Here is a 5,088-nt window from a genome sequence, read left to right as displayed (position 1 = left end):
CATGCGCGCCGCGTAGATGTATAGTCGTAGACGCGGTATTTCTCATCGTCCGCCTCCGCCCATTTTGCCTCGATAAAGCGAATAATTTCCGCCTTTGTAATCTAGGATTTTTTAAGCAGTTATCTATCTAAGAAAACGCCGATCTCTTCCATTATTTTTTACGCGTTTATTCCTACTCCTTTATAAATTTTTGCTGATCTGCCTTACGGTCTGAAAATGATCGCCGAATCTTTTTCTATCTTTTTAAAATTTTATCCATATTGACGCCATTTTGATCTAAAATTTTACCTTGCTCGTTTCTTTGTTTGAGCTGTCCGCACGCCGCACTGATATCTAGCCCTTTGCTCTGCCGGATCGTGCAAGTAATGCCGTGCGCGCAGAGATAGTCTTGGAATTTCACCATATTTTCGGGGCTTGGTCTGCCAAAGCTCGAGCCTTCGTGCGGATTAAAATAGATCAGATTTACTTTTGCGCGGATGCCGTGCAGAAGCTTCACTAACGTTTTGGCATCGCTTGGGCGATCGTTTACGCCATCGATCATTAGGTATTCAAACATCACGCGCTTTCGCAGATCGATTGGGAACTCGCGCACCGCCTGCATGATCGATGCGATATTGTAGGCGCGATTTATCGGCATTAGTTTTTCACGCAGTTCGTCATCCACTGCATGCAGTGAGATCGCGAGCAGCACGCCAAGATCCATTTCGCCAAGCTTTTTTATCTGCGTAGAAAGTCCGCTCGTACTTATCGTTTGGCGACGCGGCGCTATTGCGAGTCCGTCGTTTTCTTTTAAAATTTGCACGGCTTTGGCAACGTTGTCTAGGTTATTAAGCGGTTCGCCCATCCCCATATATACGACATTGACGCGGCGCTCGTACGGGATCGCGTTCATTTTCTTGATGAGCCAAATTTGAGCCACGATTTCGCCTGGAGTTAAATTTCGTACGAAGCCGCCTTTTGCTGTCAGGCAAAAGCTGCAGCCAATTTTGCAACCCACTTGCGAACTTACACAGATTGAGTAGCGCGCGTGTCTTATGATTTTTTCGTTTTCATCTCGCAGCTCATCCTTCATCGGTAGCAGGACACTTTCTATCGTCTTGCCGTCTTTGAGAGTGAAAAGGTATTTGATACTGCCATCGCTACTTGTTTCGGATCTGATACATTTAAGCGGGTCTAAATAAAAATTTTGAGCTAAACCTTGACGGATCTCTTTTGGTAGATTTAGCATTTGTGTGAAGTCATCCACATTCTTTTTGTAAATCCATTCGTAAATTTGTTTGGCTCTAAATTTTGGTTCGACGAAATTTTCAAGCTCTTTCATCGTAAAATCAAAGATATTTTTCAAATTAATGCCTTGGTTTTTAGATATTTAGTTAAATTTTCTTTTGCGGCGGCGTGGTTTTTTAAAAAATCTGCGTGAGCGTTTGAATCACAAAAATTCGTCGCACAAAAAATTCCGTAAGCGGGGATTTGAAATTTTTGTGCTACCTTGAGAACCGCAAAAAATTCCATATTTTCTAAAAAATAACCTCGCTCAAAGAATTTTAACGCAGATTTTTTATCGGTCGTGATAAAATTTGAGCTATTAGTTATTGTTTCATATGAAACATTGGTAGAATTCCTAGCTGCAATTTCATAGCTAATCGGAGAGTATGAAAGCTCATAAAGCGCCGATATCTCGCAGTTTACAGCCGATCTGCTTTCATAAATTTTTAGAATTTTACCTTCTTTATATAGCCCTGCAGAACCCACGAAAATGATTTCGCTCGGCAAGCTTTGCCTATTTTCGCATAAAAATTTAGTCAAATTTATACTCATATCCATTAGCCCTACGCCCATAGGCAGGGCAAAATCAAAAATTTCATTTCGTCCGGCAGAGATTATCATTTACGCATTCACGCTTTCATTATTTTTCACTAATCATAGCAAAATGACGATAAATTTAAGGCTAAATTTTGAAATTCTTTCGTCGTAAAGTATCGGGTGAAATTAAAATCAATTTAAGCAAATATCTATGAGAGCTGTACTCTTACCTTTCATAATGGTAGCAGTGCAGGTGGCGGGTAGAAGATGTAAAAGTATCATAAAAAAGCTTATGATTTAGCTAAAACGAATAAATTTTATCTAAGCAAAAACGATGCTTGCAAAAAACTTGCAAGATAACGAAGGGCCGAAATAAAATTAATTGTTTAGCCGCTTTGACAGCTAAGTTTCAACCCTGCGGTATAAACCTGACTAAATTTACAGTCTCACTTCAATATTTTGTTCTCGCAAATACGCTTTTAGTGCCTTGATTTCGATTTCTCTGAAGTGAAAAATCGATGCCGCCAGGCATGCGTCCGCGCCCGCTAAAAATACGTCTTTGAAGTGCTCTATTTTACCCGCACCGCCGCTTGCGATCACAGGGATATCAAGCGCGCTAAAAATCCGCGTCAAATTTAGCTCAAAGCCGTTTTTAACGCCGTCGCAGTCCATCGACGTGAGCAAAATTTCGCCCGCACCGCGCTCCTGCGCCTCTTTCGCCCAAGCAAGCGCATCCCTGCCGGTATCCAGCCTACCGCCGTTTATAAACACACTATAGCCGCAAGGCTCGCCGTTCCCAGTTAAAATTTCATCCTGCGAGCTGCGTGAAGTCTCTCCAAAATTTTGTGCTTCATTGCGTAAATTTACGTTCAAATTCCTCGCCGCGACATATAAATTACCGCGCGAAATTTCACTAGAATTTCGTTTTGCGTCGATCGCGATCACGACGCACTGCGAGCCAAATTTATTTGCCGCTTCGTCTATCAAATTTGGATTTTTTATCGCGGCTGAGTTGAGGCTGATTTTATCGCAGCCGACGTTTAACAGACGCGAGATATCGTCGATCGTACGGATACCGCCGCCTACTGTTAGCGGGATAAAAAGCTCGCGCGCGACCCGTTCCACGACATCCACGATCGTATCGCGCCCCAGATGCGACGCCGTGATGTCAAGGAAGCACAGCTCGTCCGCGCCCTCCTCGTTGTAGCGTTTGGCGACCTGCACCGGATCGCCCGCATCCACGAGACCTACGAAATTTACGCCCTTTACCACGCGTCCATCTTTGACGTCTAGGCACGAGATTATGCGTTTTGCAAATCTATTCAAAGCAGCCCTTTAGAATAAAATTTTTTATGATTTTAGCCAAATTTTACTTAACATAATGACTTTATAAGTAAAATTTGGCTAGACTCTCGCGATGATTAGGGCGAAAAAAGAGTTCGGGCAAAATTTTTTAAAAGACGAAGCCGTTTTAAGCAAGATCATCCAAGCGATTCCCGATGGTGCACAAAATGTCGTTGAAATCGGGGCTGGCTTAGGTGATTTAACTCGCAAGCTTTTGGAATTTTACAGATTAAAAAGTTTCGAGATAGATGAAGATTTATATCAAATTTTAAGCGCTAAATTTGCGCAGCAGATCGCTAGCGGCGAGCTTGAGCTCGTTTTGGGCGATGCTTTGCGGATTTGGCAGCAGCGGGGTCTTGGCTGCGGCGAATATTTTTTAGTCGCAAATTTGCCCTACTACGTCGCTACAAAGATGATTTTGCAGGCGATCGACGATGAGTTGTGCAGCGGATTTTTGGTGATGATCCAAAAGGAGGTCGCTTTAAAATTCTGCGCTAGAGCCGGGCAGAGCGATTTTAGCGCTCTTTCGATCCTGGCGGATCTTGCGGGCGGTTGCGAGCTTCTATTCGACGTTGAGCCTGGCTGCTTCGAGCCTGCGCCGAAGGTAACTTCGTCGGTGATCAGGCTCGTAAAAGACAAAAATTTTAAGCCAGGTGTTGAGATAAACACAGATAGCCTTGGCGTGAAAAGTTGCGCTCGTTTCCAAACTCTCGATGAATACGAGAAATTTAAAAGCTTTTTGCGCGTATCTTTCAGCGCGCCGCGAAAGACGCTTATTAAAAATTTAAGCGCAAAATTTGATAGAGGCTTAGCCGAAGAGATCTTTTTAAATTTGCAAATTCCGCCCACAGTTCGGGCGCACGAGTTAAATTCCACCCTTTTTTTAGAAATTTTTAAAAATTTAAAGGCAAAAGATGGAAGAAAACAGAAATGAAAACGGCGTCGAACGACTCAAAAAAAGCAATCGCTATAAAAAACGCAAGGAAAATCTAAAAAAATCTATCGCGAGCGAAGGCTCTGCGGGCGATGTGGAATTCGGCGGCGAGCACGAAAACGGCTCTCGCAAAAATAAAGGCGCGAAAAACGGGCAAAATTCCGCTCGTTCAAAGGGTCCAAAAAACGGCTCTCGCAACGGATCAAATTCTGCGAGCGGTTCGTCAAACGGCGGTTCAAACGGCGCGCATTCAAACGGCGCGGGCGGTTCAAATTTAAACCGCGACGGCCGTGCAAAGCCAAGCGGCAATAACGCAAAAGGCGCAAATTCTAACGCCTCAGACGATACAAACTCTTTGGACTCGCAGAAAAAGAAAAAGCACAAAAAGCGCTCAAATATGCCAAAAAGTCTTACTGGCAACGAGCCGTGGCAAAAGGCGATGGATGATGCGATCGCGCAAAATAAGCTTATCCACGAGGAGCGCCTGCATCCGCTTAAAAACGCGAATCGCAGCGATGATACGATACGCATCACGCCGCTTGGCGGGCTGGGTGAGATCGGCGCGAATATGACCGTGTTTGAGACCAACACGAGCGCGATCATCGTAGACGTGGGCATGAGCTTTCCGGAGGAGAGCATGCTTGGGGTCGATATTTTGATCCCCGATTTTGATTATGTCCGCAAGATAAAAAATAAGATCAAAGGCATCCTCATCACCCATGCGCACGAGGATCATATCGGCGCGATGCCATATTTTTTCAAAGAATTTCAATTCCCGATCTACGCTACGCCACTTCCTCTGGGGATGATAAGCAATAAATTTGAAGAGCATGGCCTTAAGGCCGAGCGCAGCTACTTCCGCCCCGTGCAGAAGCGCCAGCTTTATCAGATCGGCGATTTTGAAGTCGAGTTCATTCATATAACGCACTCGATTATCGATGCGAGCGCGCTTGCGATCACGACGAAGGCAGGCACGATCATCCATACGGGCGATTTTAAGATCGATC

At 44.4% G+C, this 5,088-nt stretch carries 5 protein-coding genes; 2 read left to right on the top strand and 3 right to left on the bottom strand.

Going from position 1 to position 5,088, the window contains the following annotated elements; all coding sequences use genetic code 11:
* Nucleotides 1–235 precede the first annotated feature (235 nt).
* The 3 genes from rlmN to hisF all read right to left on the bottom strand — a co-directional run bounded on the left by rlmN (nucleotide 236) and on the right by hisF (nucleotide 3,129).
* Nucleotides 236–1,345, bottom strand: coding sequence for a 23S rRNA (adenine(2503)-C(2))-methyltransferase RlmN (gene rlmN, locus Q0340_RS09110; protein ID WP_298083060.1), 1,110 nt, complete (start codon nucleotides 1,343–1,345; stop codon nucleotides 236–238).
* Entirely contained in the window at nucleotides 1,342–1,887 is a 546-nt protein-coding gene (locus Q0340_RS09105) for a purine-nucleoside phosphorylase (RefSeq protein WP_297962067.1), read from the bottom strand. The genes rlmN and Q0340_RS09105 overlap by 4 nt, the downstream gene beginning before the upstream one ends.
* Before the next feature lie 354 nt (nucleotides 1,888–2,241).
* Nucleotides 2,242–3,129 carry an imidazole glycerol phosphate synthase subunit HisF gene (gene hisF, locus Q0340_RS09100; protein ID WP_298083059.1) on the bottom strand — a complete coding sequence of 296 codons (888 nt, stop codon included), beginning with the start codon at nucleotides 3,127–3,129 and terminating at the stop codon, nucleotides 2,242–2,244.
* Nucleotides 3,130–3,220: 91 nt separating this feature from the next.
* On the opposite strand from hisF, the gene rsmA reads away from it, so the two are divergent.
* Together rsmA and Q0340_RS09090 are read left to right on the top strand one after the other, a co-directional pair.
* Nucleotides 3,221–4,081 (top strand): 16S rRNA (adenine(1518)-N(6)/adenine(1519)-N(6))-dimethyltransferase RsmA, encoded by an 861-nt coding sequence (rsmA, locus tag Q0340_RS09095; protein WP_298083058.1) that lies wholly within the window; start codon nucleotides 3,221–3,223, stop codon nucleotides 4,079–4,081.
* Nucleotides 4,062–5,088: ribonuclease J (locus Q0340_RS09090; protein WP_298083057.1), on the top strand; the 1,027-nt coding region annotated here is incomplete at its 3' end. The genes rsmA and Q0340_RS09090, both read left to right, overlap by 20 nt.

The organism is uncultured Campylobacter sp. (assembly GCF_938045595.1).
In the GTDB taxonomy this organism is placed as follows: Bacteria; Campylobacterota; Campylobacteria; order Campylobacterales; family Campylobacteraceae; genus Campylobacter_B.
This window is presented reverse-complemented; position numbering and strand designations above follow the sequence as displayed.